24 protein-coding genes, 1 pseudogene and 1 riboswitch are annotated in these 22215 nt (G+C 51.8%); of the genes and pseudogenes, 9 read left to right on the top strand and 16 right to left on the bottom strand.

Annotated features, from left to right (window positions below):
* The first annotated feature begins 57 nt into the window (after nucleotides 1-57).
* Both LOK74_RS01105 and LOK74_RS01100 read left to right on the top strand, forming a co-directional pair.
* Nucleotides 58-357 (top strand): iron-sulfur cluster biosynthesis family protein, encoded by a 300-nt coding sequence (locus tag LOK74_RS01105; RefSeq protein ID WP_230044704.1) that lies wholly within the window; start codon nucleotides 58-60, stop codon nucleotides 355-357.
* A 93-nt stretch (nucleotides 358-450) separates the two neighbouring features.
* Nucleotides 451-1599 (top strand): site-2 protease family protein, encoded by a 1149-nt coding sequence (locus tag LOK74_RS01100; protein ID WP_230044702.1) that lies wholly within the window; start codon nucleotides 451-453, stop codon nucleotides 1597-1599.
* Nucleotides 1600-1675: 76 nt separating this feature from the next.
* Here LOK74_RS01100 and LOK74_RS01095 read toward each other — a convergent pair whose 3' ends face one another.
* The 6 genes from LOK74_RS01095 to ectA form a co-directional block, all read right to left on the bottom strand.
* On the bottom strand, nucleotides 1676-1978 hold the full coding sequence (locus tag LOK74_RS01095) for an antibiotic biosynthesis monooxygenase family protein (RefSeq protein ID WP_230047128.1): 303 nt from the start codon (nucleotides 1976-1978) through the stop codon (nucleotides 1676-1678).
* 253 nt (nucleotides 1979-2231) lie between these two features.
* The gene (locus tag LOK74_RS01090; protein ID WP_230044700.1) at nucleotides 2232-3452 is read right to left on the bottom strand and encodes an aspartate kinase; all 1221 of its coding nucleotides are present in this window, start codon (nucleotides 3450-3452) and stop codon (nucleotides 2232-2234) included.
* A gap of 91 nt (nucleotides 3453-3543) precedes the next feature.
* On the bottom strand, nucleotides 3544-4434 hold the full coding sequence (gene thpD, locus LOK74_RS01085; protein WP_230044699.1) for an ectoine hydroxylase: 891 nt from the start codon (nucleotides 4432-4434) through the stop codon (nucleotides 3544-3546).
* A gap of 35 nt (nucleotides 4435-4469) precedes the next feature.
* Entirely contained in the window at nucleotides 4470-4853 is a 384-nt protein-coding gene (locus LOK74_RS01080) for an ectoine synthase (RefSeq protein ID WP_230044698.1), read from the bottom strand.
* A gap of 15 nt (nucleotides 4854-4868) precedes the next feature.
* Nucleotides 4869-6143 (bottom strand): diaminobutyrate--2-oxoglutarate transaminase, encoded by a 1275-nt coding sequence (ectB, locus tag LOK74_RS01075; protein WP_230044696.1) that lies wholly within the window; start codon nucleotides 6141-6143, stop codon nucleotides 4869-4871.
* 12 nt (nucleotides 6144-6155) lie between these two features.
* Nucleotides 6156-6665 carry a diaminobutyrate acetyltransferase gene (gene ectA, locus LOK74_RS01070; RefSeq protein ID WP_338148635.1) on the bottom strand — a complete coding sequence of 170 codons (510 nt, stop codon included), beginning with the start codon at nucleotides 6663-6665 and terminating at the stop codon, nucleotides 6156-6158.
* A gap of 367 nt (nucleotides 6666-7032) precedes the next feature.
* Nucleotides 7033-7167, bottom strand: a riboswitch (cyclic di-AMP (ydaO/yuaA leader).
* Nucleotides 7168-7505: 338 nt separating this feature from the next.
* Between ectA and LOK74_RS01065 the strand changes: the two genes are divergently transcribed.
* Nucleotides 7506-7727 carry a hypothetical protein gene (locus LOK74_RS01065; protein WP_230044692.1) on the top strand — a complete coding sequence of 74 codons (222 nt, stop codon included), beginning with the start codon at nucleotides 7506-7508 and terminating at the stop codon, nucleotides 7725-7727.
* A gap of 34 nt (nucleotides 7728-7761) precedes the next feature.
* Nucleotides 7762-8094: a hypothetical protein gene (locus LOK74_RS01060; RefSeq protein WP_230044691.1), complete on the top strand. Its 333-nt coding sequence runs from the start codon at nucleotides 7762-7764 to the stop codon at nucleotides 8092-8094.
* A gap of 106 nt (nucleotides 8095-8200) precedes the next feature.
* On the opposite strand, the gene LOK74_RS01055 is transcribed toward LOK74_RS01060, so the two are convergent.
* The 5 genes from LOK74_RS01055 to LOK74_RS01035 form a co-directional block, all read right to left on the bottom strand.
* The gene (locus tag LOK74_RS01055) at nucleotides 8201-9517 is read right to left on the bottom strand and encodes a short-chain fatty acid transporter (RefSeq protein WP_230044689.1); all 1317 of its coding nucleotides are present in this window, start codon (nucleotides 9515-9517) and stop codon (nucleotides 8201-8203) included.
* 125 nt (nucleotides 9518-9642) lie between these two features.
* Nucleotides 9643-10410 (bottom strand): flagellar motor protein MotB, encoded by a 768-nt coding sequence (gene motB, locus LOK74_RS01050; protein WP_230044688.1) that lies wholly within the window; start codon nucleotides 10408-10410, stop codon nucleotides 9643-9645.
* Nucleotides 10403-11206, bottom strand: a complete 804-nt coding sequence (gene motA / locus LOK74_RS01045) for a flagellar motor stator protein MotA (protein WP_230044687.1) — start codon at nucleotides 11204-11206, stop codon at nucleotides 10403-10405. Before motA ends, motB begins: the two co-directional genes overlap by 8 nt.
* Before the next feature lie 120 nt (nucleotides 11207-11326).
* Entirely contained in the window at nucleotides 11327-12058 is a 732-nt protein-coding gene (locus LOK74_RS01040; protein WP_230044686.1) for a ZIP family metal transporter, read from the bottom strand.
* Nucleotides 12059-12155: 97 nt separating this feature from the next.
* Entirely contained in the window at nucleotides 12156-13364 is a 1209-nt protein-coding gene (locus LOK74_RS01035; protein ID WP_230044685.1) for an MFS transporter, read from the bottom strand.
* 122 nt (nucleotides 13365-13486) lie between these two features.
* Between LOK74_RS01035 and LOK74_RS01030 the strand changes: the two genes are divergently transcribed.
* The gene (locus LOK74_RS01030; protein ID WP_230044684.1) at nucleotides 13487-14365 is read left to right on the top strand and encodes a LysR family transcriptional regulator; all 879 of its coding nucleotides are present in this window, start codon (nucleotides 13487-13489) and stop codon (nucleotides 14363-14365) included.
* Nucleotides 14366-14385: 20 nt separating this feature from the next.
* Nucleotides 14386-14508 (top strand): hypothetical protein, encoded by a 123-nt coding sequence (locus tag LOK74_RS24010; RefSeq protein ID WP_255679486.1) that lies wholly within the window; start codon nucleotides 14386-14388, stop codon nucleotides 14506-14508.
* Nucleotides 14509-14523: 15 nt separating this feature from the next.
* On the opposite strand, the gene LOK74_RS01025 is transcribed toward LOK74_RS24010, so the two are convergent.
* Nucleotides 14524-16059: a glycine betaine uptake BCCT transporter gene (locus LOK74_RS01025; RefSeq protein WP_230044683.1), complete on the bottom strand. Its 1536-nt coding sequence runs from the start codon at nucleotides 16057-16059 to the stop codon at nucleotides 14524-14526.
* 172 nt (nucleotides 16060-16231) lie between these two features.
* Between LOK74_RS01025 and LOK74_RS01020 the strand changes: the two genes are divergently transcribed.
* Nucleotides 16232-16813 (top strand): hypothetical protein, encoded by a 582-nt coding sequence (locus tag LOK74_RS01020; protein WP_230044681.1) that lies wholly within the window; start codon nucleotides 16232-16234, stop codon nucleotides 16811-16813.
* An 84-nt stretch (nucleotides 16814-16897) separates the two neighbouring features.
* On the opposite strand, the gene LOK74_RS01015 is transcribed toward LOK74_RS01020, so the two are convergent.
* Nucleotides 16898-16987, bottom strand: coding sequence for a YjcZ family sporulation protein (locus LOK74_RS01015; RefSeq protein WP_230044680.1), 90 nt, complete (start codon nucleotides 16985-16987; stop codon nucleotides 16898-16900).
* A 265-nt stretch (nucleotides 16988-17252) separates the two neighbouring features.
* Between LOK74_RS01015 and LOK74_RS01010 the strand changes: the two are divergent.
* Nucleotides 17253-18037 (top strand): annotated as a pseudogene (locus LOK74_RS01010) (cupin domain-containing protein).
* A 106-nt stretch (nucleotides 18038-18143) separates the two neighbouring features.
* Nucleotides 18144-18449 carry a hypothetical protein gene (locus tag LOK74_RS01005; protein WP_230044679.1) on the top strand — a complete coding sequence of 102 codons (306 nt, stop codon included), beginning with the start codon at nucleotides 18144-18146 and terminating at the stop codon, nucleotides 18447-18449.
* An 11-nt stretch (nucleotides 18450-18460) separates the two neighbouring features.
* On the opposite strand, the gene trhA is transcribed toward LOK74_RS01005, so the two are convergent.
* The 3 genes from trhA to LOK74_RS00990 form a co-directional block, all read right to left on the bottom strand.
* Nucleotides 18461-19099 carry a PAQR family membrane homeostasis protein TrhA gene (gene trhA, locus LOK74_RS01000; RefSeq protein ID WP_230044678.1) on the bottom strand — a complete coding sequence of 213 codons (639 nt, stop codon included), beginning with the start codon at nucleotides 19097-19099 and terminating at the stop codon, nucleotides 18461-18463.
* A gap of 81 nt (nucleotides 19100-19180) precedes the next feature.
* Nucleotides 19181-20023 carry a YitT family protein gene (locus tag LOK74_RS00995; RefSeq protein ID WP_230044677.1) on the bottom strand — a complete coding sequence of 281 codons (843 nt, stop codon included), beginning with the start codon at nucleotides 20021-20023 and terminating at the stop codon, nucleotides 19181-19183.
* Between the two features lie 115 nt (nucleotides 20024-20138).
* Nucleotides 20139-22214, bottom strand: coding sequence for a 5'-nucleotidase C-terminal domain-containing protein (locus LOK74_RS00990; RefSeq protein ID WP_230044676.1), 2076 nt, complete (start codon nucleotides 22212-22214; stop codon nucleotides 20139-20141).
* Nucleotide 22215: the final 1 nt, after the last annotated feature.

Here is a 22215-nt window from a genome sequence, read left to right as displayed (position 1 = left end):
GTTTTGCGTCTATGATACAATAGATAGGGCACTCTATAGGGAAGGGAGTTTGCGGACATGACCCTCCAACTGATGATCGAACCTGCCTTTTCATTAGCCTATCAGCGGTACGCCGGATACCGTCCGGGAGAGACCTTGCGCCTCTACGTACGCACGGGAGGCCCAGGGACGGGCGGTCTGTTTTATGCGATTGAAAAAGACCAGCAACTGCCGGGCGACGCGCTGTTTGAAGTGGAAGGCTTGCGTTTTGTGATACGTCCCGCCGACTTTTGGTACTTCAACGGGGGGACACTCCGTTACGACCAGCGGTACGGCGATTTCGGATTCCAATTCTCCAACCCTGGTCTGGACGCTTAGAGGAGACGTGGAAACTTATCGCAAACTGATTCGTACATATACGAGGTACGCGTTTGTTTTTTCCAATCCATTGCTCCGGGGGGCGAGACCCATATGAAGCAGTCTACGCGAAACCGATCGGTCCTTCTTGCGGTTGGAGCGTTTCTGCTCTCCAACTTGAAGTGGTTGTGGAGTTTGCTTAAATTTTCAAAATTTGGCGGTACCCTGATTTCGATGGCGGTCAGCCTCAGCTTTTATGCGGCCATCTACGGCTGGAAGTTCGCTGCCGCACTGATCTACCTCATCTTCATTCATGAGATGGGGCATCTCGTCGCGGCCAAAATGAAGGGCATTCGCACCTCACCGGCGATCTTTATCCCGTTTGTCGGGGCTGTTATCTCGATGAAAGAACAACCACGCGACGCCCGGACAGAAGCTTTTCTGGCCTATGGGGGACCGTTTGCCGGACTGATTTCGTTTTTGCCGGCGGTCCCGCTGTACTTGTGGACGAATGAACCATTCTGGGGTTTGGTCATCTTTCTTGGGGCGATGATCAATCTGTTCAACTTGCTGCCTGTCTCCCCGCTGGACGGGGGGAGGATCGTTTCCGTCCTGTCGTCCAAGGTATGGCTGATTGGTCTGATTCTGATGGGTGGTTTCCTTTACTTTTCACCGTCTCCGCTATTGTTTCTCATCTTCCTGCTGGGACTGTTCACCTGGTGGTCGCGTGTGCGGGAGGGATACCAGCAGCGGGTATTATCCTATGAGAAAGAAAAGCTGCTCGACCTGATCGAAGAACTGCGGCTGTGGCCCAACTACTGGTCTATGTCGGAACGGCGCTCCCAACTGTACGCAGAAGTGCTGCGCATGGAGCAACCTCCCAAACAGCAGCGTTTTTATCTGCCTTTCCTGCAGGATGAAAAGCGATTTGCACGAGACCGAGAACAGTTGGACCGCGAGTTCGCACAGAAGAAGTGGGATCTCCTGCAGCGGTGGGAACGCTCTCCTACGCAATATGAGGATGGTGACCCCAATCGGCCACTCCCGTCTCCCCTGCTGAGCAAAGAGATTGAAAAAGCGGCGGAACGGATGCAGCACGTAGAGGAACGGCTGCATCGGCTCAGCACCTACTATGAATCAGCCACTGCGACCAAGTGGAAAGTGTTGGCCGCCTATCTCGGGCTGGCGCTTGTTCTCTCCCTCTTTCTGCTGTATGGCAACGGGATCATGGAGCAGCATCAGGAATTGCTGATGAACAGGTAGTGAGCCTCCGAGATGAGAAGGACCGTCAGGGAAAATCCTGACGGTTCTTTGCCTTGCGTTGGACGAACAGCCCAAGTCATGCCTTTGTCAAATCAACTTGTTCAAAGTGCTCCACAGTTGGAAACGGATCGTAAAAGTGATGGAGCATCTTCTTCCATTCCTGGTATTCAGGGGAGCCGCGAAAGCCCAATGTATGATCCTCCAGCGTCTCCCATCGGACCAACAGCAGGTATTTTCCTTTTTCCTCCAAACAGCGCTGCAGTTCATGCGAGCGATACCCCCGCATGCTGGAAATGATCCTGGACGCCTCGCGAAATGCTTTTTCAAAGTCTTGATCCTGCCCTGCCCTCACCTGCAGCATGGCCGCCTCGAGAATCATCGGGATCACCTCGGCTTCTTTTTCTTTCCTCTGGATGATGCGCATCATGAGCAGCATAAATCCTTTGAGGACTGTTTGTTAGCATACCACAGCACGAGGCAGATTGGCAGGCTCGCCGACAGATCTTGTGGGCAGCAGGCAGAAAGACACTGAAAAAGATACGCTCCTGACGTACAAACCGTCCCCCGCCTGGTGGGATTTGGTCTACATTCAGGAGCGTATGCCAAACTTGTTGAAAGATTTACTCTACACGTTACGATGTATAAGCGACTGCTTTTTGTTTATTGTCCAACCCCAACGTACTGTGCAGCAATTGCATCGCCTCACGGGTGTATGAAGCAGGAATGGCATAAGAGATTCTCCTGTCATCCACATACAGCCAGTCGATCGGGATTTTTTTTGCTGCCAAGATCCCAGCCATCTCCCTTGACCGCTCAGATGCGTCCTCTAGGTTGTGGCCTATCATGGACACCTTGGTCAGCCCTTGCCGATATTTCCAAAAGCCGGCTGTCTGCAGCTGTTCGTCTGCTTCCAGTGCGGCTTTTACCTTCTTGAGTTGGGCCGCTGGGACGGTGAAGGAAAGCGTAGAAGACTTCCGCAAAAAGGGATCGGTCTCAATCTGGGCTGCAGCCAGGATACGAGCGATGGCAGGGGCTTTCTCTTCCACCCGGTCACTTTTCAGAGAGACAACAGCAACGTCCTCACGGTGAGCAATTCCGCGGATAGCAGATAGGGATGCGGGCATCTTCGCTCCGATATGCGTGCCCTCTTCCTCGGTAAAGCTGGAGCGAACCTCGAGCGGTACCTGGTGGTTCCGCGCTGTCTCCACTGCACGGGGATGCAGCACAGCTGCTCCCGAACGGGAGAGCTCCAGCATCTCCTGATACGTGATCTCCGGTATCTTCCGGGCGAGCGGGACGACTCGCGGATCGGCGGTATACACCCCTTCTACGTCGGTGAAGATTTGGCACTTTTCTGCCCGCAGACTGGCTGCCAAGGCGACAGCGCTGGTATCGGAACCCCCTCGTCCCAGTGTTGTAATCTCCTGATCTTCCGTGAGACCCTGATAACCGGCTACAATGACAACCTGCCCTCTCTGCAGATGAGTCTGTATCCGCGTGTCGTCGATCGATAGGATACGAGCATTGCTATGGCGAGAGTCAGTTGTGATCCCTGCCTGCCAGCCAGTTAGAGAGACGGCGTCACATCCTCTCTGCTGAAGTGCCAGGGCAAGCAGGGCAACGGAGACCTGTTCTCCGGTACTCAACAGCATGTCGATTTCACGTTCACTGGGATCGCCGGTGATCTCGCCCGCCATCTCAGTCAGTGTATCTGTCGTCTTCCCCATTGCAGACAGGACGACCACGAGCTGCTGCCCCGCCTGTTTCGATCGCATCACACGATCGGCCACTTTCTCAATCCGTTCAACAGAACCTACCGAAGTACCACCGTACTTCTGAACAAGTAAAGCCAATGTTCTTTTTCCTCCCCATACACCAATTTTGGGCAAGTGGGCGAGAATGCGAGCCGCCTGCCCGGCCAGATGCGTAGCAGGCGGCCTTTCTTCAATCACGGGTTGCGATATAGTCTGGTCTCGGCATTTGCCCTGAAAACGGAGCGACCAGCTTGTTTTCCACGCTGTTGTATACGTAAAAAACGTTGCTGCGCGGCATCGGCGTGATATTGCCGTTGGAACCGTGCATGATATTGCAGTCGAACAACACAACCGTGCCCGCAGGTCCGAGGGCAGCGTCGATTCCGTTGCGTTTTGCCAGTCGGCTCAGATTATCATCGTCCGGAACCCCGTATTCCTGTTTGCGGAGCGACTGTTCAAAATGGTTTTCTGGTGTTTCTCCCACGCAGGCAATAAATTCCTTGTGAGAACCGGGGATCAGCAGCAGCGGACCATTGTAGTGATAATTATCCTCCAGCGTGATCGAGCAGCTCAGCGCTCGCATCCGCGGCATGCCATCTTCCACATGCCAAGTCTCAAAATCGGAGTGCCAGTAGAACTCTTTTCCGGTAAATCCTTTTTTGTAGTTGATCCGGGACTGATGGATGTATACCTCACTGCCCAGGATCTGCTGTACGATCTGGACCAGCCGAGGATGCTGCGAGAGCCGTTGGAATACTTCATTATCCCGGTGGACGGCGAAGATGGAGCGAACTTCACGACTTTCCGGCTCCAGAATCACTTCTTTTCGATCGGAGTTCTGGTTGGCGTTCCAGAGTCGATTCAGCTCATCGCGAAACTGTTGTACCTCCTCCGGTGAGAAGAAGCTTTTCAGGCACAAGTAGCCGTTTTTTTCGTAAGAGGCTAACGTTTCCTGATCGAGCGGCCCTTCCCTTCCGTCTAGATTGGTGTAGACGACAGGATCTTTTCTTTCGATAACAGTAGGCTTGGCACTTACCCGGGATGGGTAGAGATCTTCAACAGCCGTATTGGTTTGCGTCATGTTTACAGCTCCTCTCTCTCGTTTTGGATCAGTCTCTACTCTTGCAGCAGGGGGTACACCCCTTCTTCATCATGAACCTCACGTCCCGTGAGCGGGGGGTTGAATACGCAGACCATGCGCATATCGGATTTGGCGCGGAGATAGTGCTTTTCGTGTCCATCCAGCGCGTACATCATGCCCGGCTTGATGCGATAGGTTTCACCACCGATGACCTCGATCTCTCCTTCGCCTTCGATGCAGTAGACCGCTTCGACGTGGTTTTTGTACCAGATGAAGGTTTCCGTACCCGCCTTGATCACCGTATCGTGCAGGGAGAAGCCCATGTTTTCCTTTTTCAAAAGCAGCCGCCGGCTGTTCCACGTAGGGGTATCAATATCGTCGTTTGCACCAATGATCTCTTCCAGATGCTTAACAATCATGAATTCGCTCTCCTTTCACTGACAAGCCTTGATACTCTCTTCCAGAATGGATAATCCTTTTTGCAAACCTTCCGCATCAATCGTTAACGGCGGCATTACTTTCATCACTTCACTTTTCGCGCCGGAGGTCTCCATGATTAACCCCCGTTTAAATGCCTCAGAGCAAATCTTGTCTGCCAGTCCGTCCACACCTACGCTGATTCCCTGCATCAGTCCTCTGCCTCGCGCCTCTCCTTTGAGATAGGGGTATGATGAGACAAGCTGCTGCAAGAAAGCATGCACCACTTCACCTTTGGCCTTCACGTCTTTTGCCAATTGGTCGTCCTTCCAGTAGCTGAACGCTTCTGACGCTGCTACAAACCCCAAGTTGTTTCCACGGAAGGTTCCATTGTGTTCGCCCGGTCCCCAGATATCCAGCTCCGGTTTGAACAGCGTGAGTGCCAGTGGCAGCCCGTATCCGCCGATCGACTTGGACAAGCAGACGATATCCGGTTGGATGCCGGCCGGTTCAAAACTGAAGAATGGACCGGTACGTCCGCAGCCGACCTGGATGTCGTCTACGATCAGCAAGATATCGTGCTTGCGACAAAGGGCTTCGATTTTTTTCAGCCAGGGGAAACCGGCTACGTTGATACCGCCTTCCCCTTGTACGGTTTCCAGGATCATCGCTGCCGGAAGAGAGACACCGCTGCCGTCGTCTTCCAAGAGGCGATCAATATACTCCGTCGTATCCACGCCATCGCCCATGTAATTGTCAAACGGCATGGCGATCGCATTGGTCAGCGGTAATCCGGCGCCATTCCGCTTCATCCGGTTGCCGGTGATCGCAAGCGAGCCGATCGTCATCCCGTGAAACCCATTGGTAAAGCTGACAATCGTCTCTCTCCCCGTGACCTTGCGGGCTAGCTTCAAGGCGCTTTCTACCGCGTTGGTACCGGTGGGACCGGGAAACATCACCTTGTAGTTCAGCCCGCGCGGTTTGAGGATCACATCGTGCAACGTCTGCAACAAGTTTTCTTTTGCCTCAGTCGCCATATCCAGACTATGGGCAATGCCGTCATTTTGCAGATACTCCAGCAGTTTTTTCTTGATGCGAGGATTGTTGTGTCCGTAATTAAGTGCTCCTGCTCCGGCGAAAAAGTCAATGTATTCATTTCCGGCCCGATCCCACAGTCTGTAACCGCTCGCCTTGGTAAATACAGCGGGGAAACTGCGGCAGTAACTCCTTACTTCCGATTCCAACTGCTCAAACACATGTAACGGTTTTTGCACTTCGGCAATTGCTTTCATCTATTGAACCTCCTATTGTTTTCCCTTAAAGGGACCAATTCGGAATGTCAGCTCAGTCTCATGGGTTTCTCCTGGAAACAGGTCTGCAGGGAAACACTCGGTCACTTCACAGGGTGCTCCCAACTCTCTGGCAGCTTTGCGAAACAGGGATGCGGACGGGAGATTGGACGGGGACACTGTCGCCTCCAGATAACGCACTTGTTTGCAGGACTCCCTCTGCAGCAATTCTCGGAGCATCTTGCTTCCTACTCCCATTCCTCGCTGCTGCTTGTTAACTCCGATTTGCCAGACGAATACCGTGTCAGGTGCAGTTGGTGGACAAAAAGCGGTGACAAACCCTACCACCTCATCCTCCCATTCCGCGATGACGCATGTATCCGCAAAAAATTTGCAGTACATCAGATAGGCGTAGGCCGAATTTTGGTCCAGCACACCCGAGTCACGCACCAGTTTCCACATCGCTGCTCCGTCCTCTTCAGACGGTTTTCGCATCGTCAGCCGTTTGGCTGCTTCCGTCTTCACGTTGATCACCTCCTTATACAGCTTTTTTGACAGAAACCACTTATTATATGCTGAATATTAGGAATATTCTGTATAATTTTAACCTGCGAGTCCTGTCATAACACTTGTCCGTTTCTTCCCATCGTGCTTTCTTCCATTTTTGTTCGCTCTCTCCCTTCCCTCCTCTCTTTGCAGGCAAGCTTAATAGAGAAAGCCGACGCACACTGCTCTCCTTGCCTCATCAATGGGCCATTCCCTACGGAAAGCAGATACGTCGGCTCTATTCATTCCAATAGACATACCAAAGAAGCCTTCTGTGCACGAATGATGAACCAAGAGAAAGAAATCGATGGTTCTTCGCACACAACAAGTCATGTATGTAAAATCGTCCATTTCTGCTTTAGCCGACGAGGTTAGCTGACGGGTAGGATGGCAGATTCGCATCCCTTCTGCTACGGACAGAATTAACCCCGGGTAATGGTTCCCCCGCTTCCGCTTGCACGGAACTAGGCCCGCTATGATTTTGGTCTTTTCCTTCCACCCTTTCGAACTTGACAGTGATTCAGTTCTTGATCTCTTGAGTACGGTTATAATGTTACCATAACCCTTCCAGAGGCTCACCCTCTGTATCCTTTGATATTTGCCCTTCAGACACCGTCAGTTGGGATTAAGCGCGATTACCAGTCCTATCCAAAAGATACTCCCCTATCCTCCCCAAGTACTCCCTGATCCGTCGTTTTGGTCATCAGCATCTCCCCACGAACCCGAGAACCCGAAAACGAAAACGGCAGCAAGAATAAAAACATGGGGTTTTCCTCAAACTACAGCTAGCAAACCCAGGTAAAAAGGGGGACCCGCGCGATGAATTACGAATACATCCTCTACGGCATCTTCACCCTCATATTAGTCGGCAGCTTTATTTATACTTTTATGATCGGGAAAAGAAAACAGCGAAAAGAGTTGGATAACGATACGGCAGAAGTAACCGTAAAACACAAGGTGATGGGCAATCCTGTGGTCATCGCCTACATGATTGGTTTCGCCATCCTTTTGGGATTTTGGCTCTATTCGTTATTGTATTGATACGAAGACTGGGATGGAGGGAGGTATCTATCTTATGGAAAAAAAACGATACTATGTTTCGGTCCAGGCTGGAACCGTCCTTGAAAACAAGGGGGATGCTGCCTATGAATACGAGATTGAGGCTACCCCGGAAGAGGTACAGGCTCTGATGATCTTGCTTGAAGAAAAGTACGATGATGATTGGCTAACCTTTTTCCGCGCCCACATCTCAGGCGTCCCCTATCATTACGACCGGGAGAACGACCTGTACGACAACGATTTGCGCGAAATCTACTCGCTGATCCATCGTCTGGGAACAGAAGAAACAAAGCGACAGATCGAATCGGCGGGATTGGTCACTTCCTCTTTGAATGATCCCGGAATTTGACAAATCCCGGATTGGTTATAAGACAGGAAACCCTCTTCGTTATAACGAAAAAACCGGTTCCGCTTCATCGTGAAGCAGACCGGTTTTTGGTGTTTGATCCGTTGCATTAGAAAATCAAGAATCCAAGGCTCAGGATCGCTCCTGTCACCAACAGCATCATCAGGCAGTAGCCCATGATATCGCGTGCGCCCAATCCAGCGATAGCCAGTGCAGGCAGCGCCCAGAAAGGTTGGATCAGGTTGGTCCAGGCATCACCCCACGCGATCGCCATCGCTACTTCCGAATACGGAACACCCAACTCCGCTGCAGCCGGCATCATGATCGGCGCCTGTACCGCCCATTGCCCACCGCCTGACGGCACGAACACGTTGACCAGACCGGCGCTCAAGAAAGCGAACAGCGGCAGAGTGGCAGCGTTGGACACATCGATAAACCAGCCGGATACAGTGGCAGCCAGCCCAGAAGCCGTCATCATGCCGATGATACCGGCATAGAAAGGAAACTGAACGACAATGCCGCTAGCCCCCTTGATTGCTTCTCCCATCGCATCAAGAAAACGACGCGGGGTACCGTGCAGCAAGATCCCCAGGAACAGGAAGATCAGATTGACGATATCAAGGTTTAGTTTAAAGCCATTCTCCCAGAAGTACCAGACGATAAAAGCGAGACCAAGCAAAAACACGAGAAATGAGATAAGGAAGCTGTTCTCTAAACGATCAGCAGGGGTATCAACAGCCACAGTAGCGGCCTGCTCCTCCTCTGCCAAGGCCGCTCCTCGAAACACGATCGTGTCTTTTTCAGACGGCATCATCAGTCGATTCATGAGTGGAATCGCAATCAACATGGCGACGATCAGCGTGATGTTAAGCGGCGAGAACAGCGTCTCCGTAGTCGGGATGATCCCGATCACATCCTGCAAGGAGTGGTTCTCTGTCGCAATCGTCAGCGGTACGGAGCCAGAGAGACCGCCATGCCAGACGATAAAACCACTGTAAGCACTGGCAATCAGCAAGCGATAGTCTACCTTGTCTACCTGGCGGGCCACTTCCTTAGCCAGCAAGGCACCGATAACCAGCCCGAATCCCCAGTTGATCATGGCAGCCAAACAGGAGACAAACGCGGTCAGCATGATCGCCTGGCCAGGTGAATGGGCCAATCCGGCAATAAAGCGCATGCCCCTTTTGAAAAAACGGGTGCTGGCCAATGTATGACCCGTCACCAGGATCAGGACCATCTGCATCGCAAACGTGAGCAGGCTCCAAAATCCGTCACCCCAGAATGTCACCATCTCGAGCGCACTTTTTCCGTTTACCAGCATGCCGGCCACAAAAACGACAAAAGTCAGAATAACAGCAAATAAGAACGGATCCGGCAGGTAGCGCTGCACCATGCGCACAGAAGCGTTGGTCAAAGCTCGAAACACGGAACAACTCTCCTTTCTAAAAGTTGTTATATTTGCAAAGTTAAGTGTATCAGCAGATGCAAACGCTTTCAACTAGTAAAAAAGAAACAGACCGTCTCCGGCCTGTTGTCTTTCCATGTATTCCACTATTTTGGAAAATTACGCAGAATGGATACTTCCACCCGTCTGTTCTGAGCCCGCCCCTCTGCGGTATCATTGGATGCAATCGGACGGTATTCACCGTAACCGGTGGCACTGAACTTTCGTGGGTCCAGCTTTTCATTTTCCAGCAGGATTTTCATGAAGTTGAGAGCCCGCTTGGAACTGAGTTCCCAGTTGGAGGGAAACTCGCGGGTGTTGATCGGCACATTGTCCGTGTGCCCGGCAACGGTCACTTCACGCGGCTGCGGCTCCAACAGCTTGGAGATCTCCGCCGCCAGATGGCGCGCTTCCGGACGGACCACCGCACTTCCGGAATCAAACAGGGCATTGTCGAGAATCGTGATCAGCAATCCTAGATCCGTGATTTTGGTTTCCAGCTTGTCCTTCAGCCCGTTCTGCTCAATGTAGTTGTCCAGTTGTTCTTTCAATTTCTGCAATTCACGCGTTTCCTGCTGGAACTTCCGCTCCTGCTCCTGTTCCTCTTTGGTCTGCACATGCTTCATCTCAACCGTAGGCACTGGTGCGTTGGGCGGCGCTGGCATTGGATTGGGACTTTGGAAGAATCCCGTCCCTCCATTGAAAGCCACTTTGAGTGACTGAACCAACTGATCGAACTTCTGCGCATCCAGTTTGCTGGAGGCGAACAGCACAATAAACAAAGCGAGCAAGAGGGTGAGCAAATCGGCGTAGGGGATCAACCAGGTTTCGTCAATGTGCTCCTCGTGCTGGTGCTTCTTTTTTCTCCTAGCCATCGACACCAACACCTTCTTCTCGATTCACCTCATTTTTCGCGGTACGTTCGCTGGACGGGATATACACCAGCAATTTTTGCTCAATAGCCGCCGGAGAGACACCCGCTTGTATGGACAGCAGTCCCTCCACCATGATTTTCTTGATCTCAATCTCCTGCTTCGATTTGCGCTTCAACTTGTTGGCCATCGGGTGCCACAAGACGTAACCGGAAAAGATCCCGAACATCGTCGCCATAAATGCCGCTGCAATCGAGTGACCCAGCTTGTCAATGTCAGACAGGTTGCCGAGTGCGGCGATCAACCCGATAACCGCCCCGAGAACCCCCAGTGTAGGAGCATATGTACCCGCCTGCGTAAAAATCGAGGCACCGGCGGCGTGCCGCTCTTCAATCGCCGAGATCTCCTCATTCAACACGTCGCGAACGAATTCCGGTTCGCCTCCGTCGATGATCATCTTCATCCCGTTGCGCAGGAACGGATCTTCGATCTCTTCCGATGTATTTTCCAAGGCCAGCAAGCCCTCGCGACGGGCAACGGCGGCCCAGTTCATGAACTCGTCAATCAGTTTTCGTTTGGCGATCAGTTTCTGTTCCGTAAAGACAATCTTTAACAAGGTGGGGAACCTTTTCAGCTCAGAGGTAGGAAAGCCGATAAATAGAGAGGCCGCGGTCCCGACAAAGATGATCATAAAAGCCGCGCCGTTAAATATGTTGAGCAGGCTGGCCCCTTTCAACACCATTCCGACCCCGACTGCCAACAGTCCTAACACTATACCTATGTATGTTGATTTCTCCATCTTGACACTCCCTACTGCGTGATGATCAATGCGACGAATCCTCTATTAATGGTTTCGGTAAAGAGAGCGGAAAACATAAGTACATTTTGTCCGATATCACGCCGGGATCGGCTTGGTTCTTCAACCAAACCATTGGATCAGTCCAACCATCACCAACAGACCGATGATAAAGGAAAAGGTGGCGGCTCGTTCATGACCGTCGCCGTGACTTTCCGGAATCAACTCCTTGTAGACGATGAACAGCATCGCACCTGCGGCAAAAGAGAGTCCATAAGGAACCAGTCCTTCGACCAGACTGGTTAATGAGTACCCGATCAGTGCAGCGACGATCTCTACCGATCCGGTCAGCGTGGCGAGCAGAAATGCCTTCCATCTGCTTACCTGCTGGTTGATCAAAAATAACGCCACCAGGAAACCTTCCGGAGCGTTTTGCAGGCCGATAGCAAAGGCAATCAGTCCGCCTAGTTGCTGATCCTGGCTGGAGTAGCTTACTCCGACCGAAAGTCCCTCCGGCAGGTTGTGAAGCGTGATCGCAGCCAGGATTAGCAGAGATTTCTCATCCACCCTGATGTTCATCCGCGAATGTTCCAGATCGATATGCGGTACGATCAACTCCAGCACGGTCAGCACCAGTGTCCCCGTCACAACACCCAGACAGAGGACCATCATATCGGCGCCCGCCAGCGCCTGCGGCATCAAACTAAAGGTGGCAGCCGCCATCATGATGCCAGCCGTAAACGCGAGCAGGATATCACGCCAGCGATGCGTCACCTGCCTGAAAAAGAGGATGGGCAACGCCCCCACCCCTGTTGACAAAGCGGACAAAACACTTCCCCATAACAAAGATTGCATTCTAACATCCTCCAGGTTTTGTCACAAAATCGATTCGTCCCCGCTATTGTTTGGAAACGCTGGCGGCAGAGCGCATCACAGCTTTTCGTTTCTTCCACTATTGTACCCGGTTGGTCCCAGGGGTATGGTGCCGCCCTTCATGCCGACGCATCACCTGACTGCAGGCAAACGTGAGCAGGAGCACCAGCAGGCTCACACAGACCACACCATTCCACTGCCAGATGAAATAAACCAGACCAAGCAGCGTACTGCCGAGACTTCCCCCTAGATAATACGCGACCAGGTAGATGGAAGAGGCACCGGCCTTGGCAAATGGAGCCTGTTTGCTTACATAGGAACTGGTGAGCGAATGAGCAAAGAAAAAACCGAAACTAACGGCCAACAAGCCACAGACAATAGCCCCAATCGAACGCTCCAAGGTGATGATTAGTCCTACGGCTATGAAGGCAATCCCCATCGAAACACCAGTCGATAATCTCCACCACCGCTGGGTCCAGCCGGCAATCGTCGAACTGACTGTCCCGGCAAGATAGGTGAGAAACAAGAAACCAAGCCAGGTCGGTGTTAGGTAATACGGCGGCGAGCTAAGTAAAAATGTTACATCATTATATAAGCCTACAAATAGAAAAAAATGCAACCCTCCCGCAAAAAAAGCCGGAAGCAAAGTGGGATTGACAAGATGTCGCTGCATCTCCTTCAACGATTTCCGCCAGTGAAACGGACGCCGCTGAAAACGTTTAGGCTCCGGTAGAAGAACCAGAAATAGCACCAGACAGAGCAGACTGGTGCACCCCATCACAGCGAAAGACGTCTTGTAACCGCCCCAGTCTGCGGCGAAGCCGGAGACAGCCCGGCCAACCATACCGCCAACCGTATTCCCACTGATGTAGATGCCAACTGCGGATGACAGCACCGACGGATCGAACTCATCGGCAATATAGGCAATCGCCACTGCCGGCAGCCCAGCCAAAAAAATCCCTTGCAGCGCCCGAACAACCAGCAGCAAGGGAAAGGAAGGGACCCATATCAGCAGCCAGGTGGCAAGCGTCACGCCAACCATCGAACATACCATAACCGGTTTCCTGCCGTAAGCATCGGACAAGGCGGCAAAGATGAGCAGAGACAGACTTAACGTCAGGATAACCAGTGAGATCGATAGACTGGAAACGGTTTCAGATACCCCATAAATCGCGACAAATACAGGAAGCAACGGCTGCGTCATGTAAAGATTGGCAAAAACCAAAAAAGAACCGATGGCAAGGGCCAAAGAGGCCCGCCAGAACTGGGAAGTTCCCGACTGGATCAAAGCAAACACCTCTCTGCGTGCATCTCATCGCCGTTAATGGCGCTTTCAGTGTACCACGCAGATAAGCTATAATTAAAATGAATTAAGTTTATGAAGTGAATTCATAAAAGGAATGATACTCTGTGGAGATCCGCCAACTGCTCTATTTTTTGGAAGTAGCCAAAGAGCGCAGCTTCACAAAAGCCGCGACCAGGCTCCACCTCACACAGCCTACGCTGAGCAAATCAATTGCCCGACTAGAAGAAGAACTGGGCCTTCCGCTCCTGCAACGGAAAGAACATAAGGTATCTCTGACGGCAGAAGGAGAGGTGCTCCTGCGGCATGCGGAACGAATCGTCGGCTGCGTGGAGGATGCGCTGCGGGAAATCGCCGAGCTGAAAGGCCTGACCAGAGGGGAAATCCGCATCGGTCTGCCGCCTATGGTCGGCACCTCCCTGTTTCCCGATCTGCTGGCCGGTTTCCTCTCACGTTATCCTGGGATCCGTTTCTCCGCCTTTGAGGAAGGGGCGCTCTCGGTAGAGCAGAAATTGATCCAGCAGGAGATTGATTTGGGGATTGTGATCCCTGATGCACTGCAAGAACCGGAAAAAATGGAACTAATACCGCTGACGAGGGCCGATTTTGCCGTCTGTCTGTCTAACGAACACCCTCTTGCTCGGCAATCGAACCTGACTGTCCCCGACCTTCGCGAAGAATCGTTTATCCTGTTGAAGGAGGGATTCTTTCAACGCCGATACATTTTAGAGGAGTGCCGCAAAGCCAACTTTCAGCCAAACGTGATTTATACCTCTAACCAGTTGGAGATCGTGAAACAACTAATCACGCGCAACCTGGGCATCAGTCTGCTGCTGCGGATGGCGGTAGAGAGGGAACCGCTCATCCGCTGCGTTCCGCTCAAACCGGCGCTAACGATCGAACTGGCCGTCGCTTACCGCAAAGGATCGTATCTGTCCAAGGCCAGCCAAGCGCTGGTTCAACATCTAAAACAGACCTTGCCCTAACAGAGGAGAAAGGAGATAACATGAACTGGTTTTATCTAACGCTGTCCATTCTCACCTTTATCGCTGCCTTTTACCTGTTATTCAAAGGATCAGCCGGTTTCCAGACAAAGAGAAGAAAGGAAGACGAAGACCATTTCCTATAGGCGGCACTTCCATGATCAGGTTTGCTTTTCCGCATCGAGCAGAGCGTCCAGATGCTTCTGACGCTCTCGCTCCCTTCTCTGCTTTTGCTTCACCTCCGCCTCCAGGGCCTTCAGTATCGAGACGCACATCAGCAGCATAATCACCGCAAAAGGCAGTGCTGCGACAATCGACGCCGTCTGCAGCCCCTTCAATCCCCCGCTGACCAGCAGGACGGCGGCAATCGAGGATTGCAGAAAACCCCAGGTGATTTTGATTTTGTTGCTCGGGTCCAACCTTCCTTTTGATGAAAGCATCCCCAGTACAAACGTAGCGGAGTCCGCCGAGGTGATAAAAAACGTGATAATCAACAGCGTGGCCAGTACGGAGAGGATTGTCCCCAACGGCAGCTGTTCCAAGGTGACAAATAACGCCGTCGTCACATCCTCTTGCACTACAGCACCAATTCCCGCCTGATCGATAAACTCGAACTTCAGCGCGGTGCCGCCAAAGACGGAGAACCAGAAAAAGCTGAACAAGGTCGGCACGATCAATACGCCAAGAACAAACTCACGGATCGTCCGCCCCTTCGATACGCGGGCGATAAACATACCGACAAACGGCGCCCAGGCAATCCACCAGGCCCAGTAAAACAACGTCCAGGAACTCATCCATTGGCTGTCGACAAACGGTGTCATTCGCAAGCTCATCTGAACCAGGTTTTGCATATACCCGCCCAACGTGGCGGTAAAGGTATCAAAAATAAAGGAGGTGGGGCCGACGAACAAGACAAACACCATCAGCAGCAGGGCAACGATCAGATTGGTGTTGCTCAACATCTTGATCCCCCTGTCCAATCCTGTTGTTGCCGAGATCATGTAGAGGATCGTCAGCACCAGGATAATCATCAGTTGGACAAAGGTTGTGTTGGGGATGCCCAGGATGTGCGAAAGACCTCCGTTCACTTGCAAGGTGCCTAGTCCAAGCGAAGTGGCAACCCCAAACGCTGTAGCGAACGTCGCCAGTATGTCGATTGTTTTTCCCAATGGACCATGTACCCGCTCACCCAATAAGGGAAAAAAGGTATGACTGATCAAACCTTTATACCCTTTGCGAAACTGAAAATAAGCCAATGCCAGCGCGATCACAGTGTAGATTCCCCACGGGTGAAGTCCCCAGTGAAAAAACGAATAGCGCATCGCCAGGCGGGCGGACTCAGCGGTCTCTCCCTCCACTCCCACAGGCGGTGGACTCAAATAGTGATACAATGGTTCGGCTACGCCCCAAAAGACAAGACCAATCCCCATCCCGGCGCTGAACAGCATAGCAAACCAGGTAATGTTGGTGTACTCCGGTTCCTCGTCGTCGGGGCCCAATCGAATTTTTGCGTACTTCCCGAACGCCAAAAAGAGCGAGAAGAGCAAAAAAGAAAAGGCGGCCAGCAGATAAAACCAGCCAAACTTCTGAATCATAATCTGCAGCAGATTGTTGGCCGATTCCGTCAGGCCGGTCGGGTCTATCACTCCCCAGACAACCAAAACCAAAACGATTGCAATTGAGATGGCAAAGACCATGATGTCCTCCTTGACCACTTTTTCCTTAGTGTGGCAAGTATCCGTCCCTTGATGCATCAACCATATCGATGAGACATGCTGCCCTTGTTTCCCTCTTCTTTCATCTTGGTTTACATACCTGTATCCGTCATAGGCATACTAATGTCGATTCCTGTACTTGGGGGTGTGAATAATGCCGTTACTTCGAGTAGTTGCTTCCCTTTTGCTGGTGAACATGTTTGTCGTCACTCTTCCTGCCGCCGCGCGAGTCGACATTGCCAAACTGCAGATCGACCAGACACTGACGCGAAGTGTGCAAGAGTTGGTCAATCGGTCCAGTCTGATCGTCGTCGGCTGGCCGGATGTGGCTCACGACACCTATCCCACAGAACGGCGGATCGGTGATTTCAGGTTGGTCAACTATGTTCAGAGAATCCAGGTGAAGCGGGTGCTGAAAGGAACCTCTCCACAGATCCTCCAACTGCTGACCACAGGAGTGGAGCCGCTCCCCGATCCAACCAATCCACTCAATACGAAGTACTCCGGTCCCTTGGCTGAGGGAGATTATATCTGTTTCCTGCAGCAGGTGCGGGGAACGGAGTACTATTCACTAGTAGGGATTTGGCAGGGCCTCTATCCCATCATTGACGGCCGCACTGTCGCCCTTGAGGGTTCTGGTTACCCTTCCTTAAACAAGTTGACCGTCGAACAATTTGCGCAGAAAATCAACACCTTGATGGGCAGTCGCTCGTCAGCCGTGCCACCCGGAACATAACCAGCAAACCAGCAAAAGGAAAAGGCGTTTGAAAACCTGCACGGGCAGGTCCTCAAACGCCTTTTACCTTTTTGCTGCAATGCATTAATCTTCAGACACACCCACGATTACCAGGAGGATAAACAGAACCAACGCCAACACAAAATCGTCGAAATCGCCGTTAAAGAGACCCACTGCAGAACCTCCTTCAAAAGGATTTGAGTTACAACACCATGTTATTAATGCAGGGGGTGCTTTGTACTATGGCATCCGCCTTTTTGTAGTTTAATGGGCAATTTTTGAGTATTTGTGCTGGCTTATACCGCAGAAACAACCTCCCGCAGTTGGGTTGCCACTCAGGAAATAAACACCTATTTCTTGCTCCCTTCATACCGTAAATCTGGGCTTCTAAAATCAGTGCCTACGGAAAACATATCGTCAATCAAGGAGGAACACACGCATGGAAAACAACCCTCGCAAAAATGCCGCCGGCTATATACCGCAGCCAATTAGGAGAGATGGTGCCGGCTTTGTGGATCTTGGCCCTCGGGATGTGATGAGAGACCTTGAGAACCCTGACATGCTGGTTCCACCTCCCACGGATGCCGGAACAATTCCCCACCTAAAGTTTTCTTTCTCGGATACCTACATGACGTTAAATCACGGCGGATGGTCTCGGCAAGTGACGGTGAGGGAACTGCCGATCGCAACCTCGCTTGCGGGAGTTAACATGGCTCTGACGCCAGGCGGTGTGCGTGAACTGCATTGGCATAAGCAATCAGAATGGGCTTACATGATTTGGGGACGAGCGCGAGTCACTGCAGTTGATCAAAATGGACGAAACTTTATCGCCGATGTCGGCAAGGGGGATTTGTGGTTCTTTCCGGCAGGAATCCCGCACTCCATTCAAGGACTTGAGGGAGGTTCGCAGCCAATGGCCAGGCAAGAACCTTCGATTTGCGAGCCGGTGATGTCGGTTATGTGCCGAGCGTCTACGGACACTATATTCAGAACACCGACGATCAATCGCTCTGGTTTTTTGAAATCTTCAGAACGGACCGCTATGCAGACATATCGCTGAATCAGTGGATGGCGCTGACACCTCATGAGCTGGTACAGGAGAACCTGCGGGTAGGTCCGGAACTGATCAACGCTCTCCGGAAGGAAGAGTGGCCTGTGGTAAAATACCCGGGTTTCTCCTACTACCCCCCCCCCGTCGAACAAAGAAGAATGTCCCTGAGGTAATCAGATGAAACACGCAACTCTTTTTTAGGAAAGCGTAAACCGGCGGGTATTGCTATAATGAGTGAGAGCAATCAACGGGGACAAAACAGATGGGGGTGACGCGGAGATGGCCTTCGGAATCACAAGAGAGGAACTGCAAGAGTGGAAAGAAGCAGTCAGCAGAGGGGAGATTGCCTTTTTGACCCACTATTGGCTAGATCCTCGTTTTCCCCAGATCAAAACAGTCACCAAAGTGGGATGCAGCAACCTCCAGCTCTTGTCTGAATGGTGTGTCGCCAACGGTCTCGATCCCGACCACATTCACCATCGCCCGCCATTTCCCCACTTTGACCTGATCGGTCCGAAGCAGAAGGAGATCCTGCAGAAGGAACGCTTGTGGGATCAGTTGAAACGGTTTGGACTGCTTTCCTGAGGTCCTCTTGCTTACGGAAGCAGCGACATGATCGAAAAAAAGTGAGCAGTGGAACCACCCAAAACCAATACATGCCAGATCGCGTGATGGTATGTGAAGCCTCGCCAAACATAGAACACTGTCCCCACGGTATAGAGCAGACCGCCTGTCACCAGCAGCACTAGGCTGGTCGAATCGATGCTTGCAACCAACTGATTCCAGGCAAAGACGATCAGCCATCCCATCACCAGATACAGGAAGGTTGATAGGAACAGAAACCTTTTCACAAAGAAGCACTTAAAAACGGTCCCAACAACGGCAATCCCCCAAACGATCCCAAACAGCGTCCAGCCCAACCAACCTTTTACTGCGAGAAACAAGAACGGTGTATAGGTACCGGAGATGAAAAAGTAGATGGAGGAATGGTCCAATATCTCAAAGAGATCTTTCGCTTTTCCTTGGGGAAGGGCGTGAACGAAGGTGGAGGAAAAATAGAGCAGCAGCATCGTCACGCCGAACAACGTGAAGCTCACAACATGCCAGGCGCTGCCGAAGCGGACAGAAAAGACAATGAGAAGGATCAAGGCAGGGATGCTGAGCAGGGCCCCGATCCCATGTGTGATCGAATTGGCAATCTCTTCTCGTTTGGAGAAGACATGTGTGCTCGCCATGATAACTCACTTCCTTTGAGGATGGCATGAACGGCCAAGAATACTAAAGCCGTATGGCAGCCTATTTGCCTTACCCCCATCTTACCACGTATTCTTAAAATTACCGATGATTTTATGCGCCGGCATCGCAGAAATAAATGCATGCGGGTCTATGTTTTGAACCGTCTGGCACAGTTCCGACCATTGTATGTTTACAATAATGCACAAGATCACCTGTTTCTCTGTGTGTGAGTAAGCTCCCAAGGCATCCCAAGAGGTAACTCCGCGATGAAAGGCTTGATTAAGCGCTGCGGATACCTCTGTTCCTTTATCCGTAATGATGATCACTGAGCTTCTTTCCGCGATATTGAGCAGCGCTTCGTAGGTTTTCGAGCCTACATACAACGCAATGATCGTAAACATGGCCGCCTGAATGTCAAAAATGACAGCGGAAATCGTGACAATCACCAGGTTAATCATCAGACCAAACTTGGCAATGGAGATATTTTTATGTTTGGCAATCACCCGTGCCAAAATATCCAATCCGCCATTTGATCCCCCTGCGCGAAGCATGATCGCTCCACCGGCAAAGGAAATCGCACCGCCAAAAATCGAGTTTAAGATAATATTGTCCGTCCACATCAGACGAATCGGGATCAACTGCAGGAACAAGGCATCGAACACGACAGCCAGGACGGAATAGATGACAAACTTTCTGCCCAAGTGGATGTAGCCCAAGATCAGCAGGGGGATATTGTAGATGAAATACTGTACTCCCACTGACCAGTCGAAAAAATGGAACAAAATCATGCAGATCCCGATGACTCCGCCAGAGAGCAAGTCGGCCGGTATCAGCAAGGTATTGGCCCCAACGGCAATTAATAAACTGCCAAATAGAATAGCCACTACTTCGATGATGATGCGGTAGTACCTTCTGTTCTTCACATTGTGTCACGCCTCTTTACTATCTTTTTGCATGACTGATACTATTCGATACGGGATTCTGATTCCCTCTCTTTAAAATAATGAGAGGCGCACAGCTTCTGTGCGCCTCGTCCACTTACTCCGTTGTCGCCTTCTCCGGATTCTGGATGGTGATTCTCCCCTCCAACTCCGGTGCGATCAGTTGATGCTTCTGCAAATACTCCACAAAAGCATCGCGCAAATAATGCTTGGTCTTTACCAGCAGTTTGGTCTCATCCTTGAGCATGGTAAACTTGTCGCCGCCACCGGTGAGAAAATCGTTGGCCACTACTTTGTACAACTTCTGCTTGTCGATCGGACTTCCGTCCACCAGCACCTCGACCAGACGCTGACCTGGCTCTTTGGAAGCATCAAACGTGTAGCTGAGACCGGATACTTGCAGGAAGCCGCCTGCAGCTGCCGGATAGCTGGCCACACTGTGTTCCAGGGCATCCCAGACGGTCTGGCCGCTCGCTTCCACCATCACGACAGTATTGTCAAAGGGAAGAGTTGCATAGATCTCCTCCATCGTGATCTCCCCTTGGTTGATGCTGGCCCTGATTCCACCGCCATTTTGCAGCGCAATATCGGCACCCGTCAATTCCCGCAGACTATCGGCGATTGCATTGCCCAGGTTGGACTCTTTCAAACGTACCGTTTGCCTCTCTCCATCCAGGACGACGTTGGTCTCACCGACTACCTGTTTCATCTTTTCGCCCATTTTCGATTCATACTCAGCCACGATCTGGGCGACCTGCGGATCTTCCGGCAAATTGTCGGTCATAAAAATATGGGCGAAGTTCATGCCGATCCTATCACCCTGGTACAGTTGGATGTTGATCTGATTTAACACCTCTGCATGCTTGCCGGGGGAGATCAACCACGCCCCATTGATCATCTGCGGGTACTCCACTACATCCTGCCCGCCTCCGATGACGATGTCGAAGCCGTCTACTCTTTCCGGCAGGACCGGGTTATCCCCATGCAGATGAGCAAGCGCCAGGACAATATCCACCTCATCTTTCCGTTTCTCTACCTCTGCCTGCGCCGCCTGGAAGTGGTCGTTGAAGCTGATTCCCGCCACGTTTTTCGGATGCGTATAGTAGATGCTCTGGTCATCCGTCACGCCAATCACGCCTACCTTTACTCCGCCCACCTCGCGCACAATCGAAGAGTGGAGGAATTCGGGACGCTCCCCCTGATACAAGGTATTGGCCGAGAGAAAGGGGAAGGCTGCGTTCTCCGCATTGCGCTGGAGCACCTGGAAGGGGAAATCAAAATCGTGATTGCCCAAGACCATCGCATCGTATCCCATCTGATTCATCACATCAATCGTGGAGGCTCCTTCAAACAGGTTGCCGATATTGGTGTTGTAAGGAGCGTCTCCAGCGTCTACCAGCAGCAGATTGGGTTGGCTCCTGCGTGTCTCCTTGATGATCTGGCTCATTTTGGCCAGGCCGCCGATCTCCCGTTCCATCCCGCTCGGTTTATACGGTTGCAGGTGGGAGTGGATGTCTGCCGTGGCAAAGATCGTCACGATCTGAAAGTCAGGATCACGGAGAATACGGTGAAGGATACCCGCAGCTTCCGCTCTGGAGATCGGCTCCTGCGAAACAGCCGCTTCTTCGGACACAAGTCCCATCTCCACCAGCTTTGCAGCATGATCCATCGGTTGATCGACACCGAAAATGACTTTGCCGATCATCTCCACCCACTTTGCCTTGGTGACCGGACGATTCGGCCCATATGTATCTCCTTCTACCTGATCGGCCCGGACTTTAATCAAGCCCTCCATGTACGAAACACCCCAGTGATTGGCGATATCTTTTGCCGACGGAATCGAAAAAGACTCGTCGATCACCCCGAGCGGGTCGGTGTAGCGATACGACTTTTGCAGGTTGGGATCTGTCGCCTCAATCGGCGTAATCCGCGGCAGATGGAAGCCCTTTACCAGCAGCACGGCCGCTTCCGCCCTGCTCAACTGACGGTCTGGATAAAACCTTCCGTCCGCTGATGGCTGGATGATCTCTCGTTGGTATAAATCGATAATGGCCTGTCTGTATGGGGAAGCCGCGATATCCGTAAAGATATCCTGCTCCTGTGCCATGACCGGCAGACAGAAACTTGCCACAAGCAAAAAACAAAGGGCAGACAGTACAGAGGTTTTTGGCATA

Source organism: Brevibacillus humidisoli (assembly GCF_020923435.1).
GTDB classification, from domain to species: domain Bacteria; phylum Bacillota; class Bacilli; order Brevibacillales; family Brevibacillaceae; genus Brevibacillus_E; species Brevibacillus_E humidisoli.
This window is presented reverse-complemented; position numbering and strand designations above follow the sequence as displayed.

Coding starts and splice junctions, on each gene's coding strand:
- LOK74_RS01105 (WP_230044704.1), top strand. CDS start 58: ATGACCCTCCAACTGATGATCGAACCTGCCTTTTCATTAGCCTATCAG.
- LOK74_RS01100 (WP_230044702.1), top strand. CDS start 451: ATGAAGCAGTCTACGCGAAACCGATCGGTCCTTCTTGCGGTTGGAGCG.
- LOK74_RS01095 (WP_230047128.1), bottom strand. CDS start 1,978: ATGATTCTCGAGGCGGCCATGCTGCAGGTGAGGGCAGGGCAGGATCAA.
- thpD (WP_230044699.1), bottom strand. CDS start 4,434: ATGACGCAAACCAATACGGCTGTTGAAGATCTCTACCCATCCCGGGTA.
- LOK74_RS01080 (WP_230044698.1), bottom strand. CDS start 4,853: ATGATTGTTAAGCATCTGGAAGAGATCATTGGTGCAAACGACGATATT.
- ectB (WP_230044696.1), bottom strand. CDS start 6,143: ATGAAAGCAATTGCCGAAGTGCAAAAACCGTTACATGTGTTTGAGCAG.
- LOK74_RS01065 (WP_230044692.1), top strand. CDS start 7,506: ATGAATTACGAATACATCCTCTACGGCATCTTCACCCTCATATTAGTC.
- LOK74_RS01060 (WP_230044691.1), top strand. CDS start 7,762: ATGGAAAAAAAACGATACTATGTTTCGGTCCAGGCTGGAACCGTCCTT.
- motB (WP_230044688.1), bottom strand. CDS start 10,410: ATGGCTAGGAGAAAAAAGAAGCACCAGCACGAGGAGCACATTGACGAA.
- motA (WP_230044687.1), bottom strand. CDS start 11,206: ATGGAGAAATCAACATACATAGGTATAGTGTTAGGACTGTTGGCAGTC.
- LOK74_RS01040 (WP_230044686.1), bottom strand. CDS start 12,058: ATGCAATCTTTGTTATGGGGAAGTGTTTTGTCCGCTTTGTCAACAGGG.
- LOK74_RS24010 (WP_255679486.1), top strand. CDS start 14,386: ATGAACTGGTTTTATCTAACGCTGTCCATTCTCACCTTTATCGCTGCC.
- LOK74_RS01025 (WP_230044683.1), bottom strand. CDS start 16,059: ATGGTCTTTGCCATCTCAATTGCAATCGTTTTGGTTTTGGTTGTCTGG.
- LOK74_RS01020 (WP_230044681.1), top strand. CDS start 16,232: ATGCCGTTACTTCGAGTAGTTGCTTCCCTTTTGCTGGTGAACATGTTT.
- LOK74_RS01005 (WP_230044679.1), top strand. CDS start 18,144: ATGGCCTTCGGAATCACAAGAGAGGAACTGCAAGAGTGGAAAGAAGCA.
- trhA (WP_230044678.1), bottom strand. CDS start 19,099: ATGGCGAGCACACATGTCTTCTCCAAACGAGAAGAGATTGCCAATTCG.
- LOK74_RS00990 (WP_230044676.1), bottom strand. CDS start 22,214: ATGCCAAAAACCTCTGTACTGTCTGCCCTTTGTTTTTTGCTTGTGGCA.